The following is a 1,470-nucleotide window of genomic DNA, read 5'->3' on the forward strand; positions in this document are numbered from 1 at the left end:
AACCCTAAAATTAGGACACTTTATATTAGCTGCTAACTAAGGACTAATTGCCGATATTCAAGCGGAGTTAGTCCTTTTAGTTTGATCTTGATTCTTTTCTGATTGTAATATTCAATGTAGTCTCTAATCGCGTCTTCCAGTTCAGTGAGATTCTTAGAGTGCTTTTCAAAACCATAAAACATTTCTCGCTTGAGTATCCCGAAGAAGCCTTCCATTAGCCCATCATCAAGCGAATTGCCCTTGCGTGACATTGACTGGCTAATGCCATGATTTTTCAGCCACGCCTGAAACTGGGCATTTTGGTATTGCCAGCCTTGGTCTGTGTGAAAGATCAAACCATTCAGTGCCGGATGCTTGTCCCAGGCCTTTTTTAACATATCCATGGTCTGCTTAAGATTAGGGCTGCGGGAAATAGTATAGGAAACAATCTCTTGGGTGCAGCCGTCAATGATCGGTGATAAATAGGTCTTTTGCTCCTTGAGCTTAAACTCCGTCACATCTGAATACCATTTGTGATTGGGATAAACCGCACTGAAGCTGCGTTTAATCAAGTCAGGCTTAATCGGACCCTGAGTGCCGCGATAGCTGCTGTATTTGTGCCAGCGTTTACTGACTATGCCAAACAATTTCAGCTTGTTCATTAAGCGCTGCACTTTTTTATGATTGACTAATAAACCGCGACGCCTAAGCTCTGCAGTAATACGGCGATAGCCATAGCGGTGCTTGTGTTCTTCACAGACAGCTTTGATTTCAGCCATTATTTCTCGATTATCCCAATCTTTGTCCTTCTTCTTTAAACTGTAGTAATAATTGCTACGGGATAGATGGGGCAGGTCAGGATTGGCATTAATGGCATCAAGAATAAAAGTTACGCTGACTTTAAGCTCGCGCCTTAGTTGGGTAACTGCCTGGGCTATTTCCGCGGCTTGCGGTTCTTGGTCCGCTGGTCGACTAAGGCGCTCAATTTTTTTACGAATTCGTTCTCGATTTTCAGCTTTAAGTTCTGCTGGCGTAAGCGTTCGTTCTCTTGCTTGAGCCGATGGTTTTCCTGTTTGATCAGCTGCTCTCTTTTGGTCATGGGGTTGCCGTCCTCTCTGCTTGTTAACGATATTATACCCATTTTTACGGTATTCGCGCAGCCAGTTGTACAACATGCCATGACTTTTTAAGCCCAAGTCAATAGATACTCGACGGGCAGGCTCATGTTCAACTATGATTCGCCTAAGGGTCTGCTCCTTAAAATTACTTGTATAAGCAGTGAAAGGCTGATCTAAAACAGCTAGACCGTGACGGCCAATTAAAGCCAACAAGTAATTAATATTAGTCTTGCCAACCCGATAACGCTGACTTAGCTCAGCAGGGCTTATTTGATAATCGTGCCAAAGATGATAGATTTCAATTTTATCTTGTTTAGATAATTTAGACATAAAAATAACCCCCAAATTTGTCCTAAATTTGGGGGTCATATCA

The 1,470-nt window shown here is 42.6% G+C and carries 1 protein-coding gene; it reads right to left on the minus strand.

Features of this window, described 5'->3' with window-relative positions:
* Positions 1 to 32: 32 nt before the first annotated feature.
* On the minus strand, positions 33 to 1,427 hold the full coding sequence (locus tag LDM90_RS09365; protein ID WP_308443178.1) for an IS3 family transposase: 1,395 nt from the start codon (positions 1,425 to 1,427) through the stop codon (positions 33 to 35).
* Between the last annotated feature and the right edge of the window lie 43 nt (positions 1,428 to 1,470).

The sequence above is a fragment of the Lactobacillus huangpiensis genome, from assembly GCF_019972815.1.
Lineage (GTDB): Bacteria > Bacillota > Bacilli > Lactobacillales > Lactobacillaceae > Lactobacillus > Lactobacillus huangpiensis.

Coding starts and splice junctions, on each gene's coding strand:
- LDM90_RS09365 (WP_308443178.1), bottom strand. CDS start 1,427: ATGTCTAAATTATCTAAACAAGATAAAATTGAAATCTATCATCTTTGG.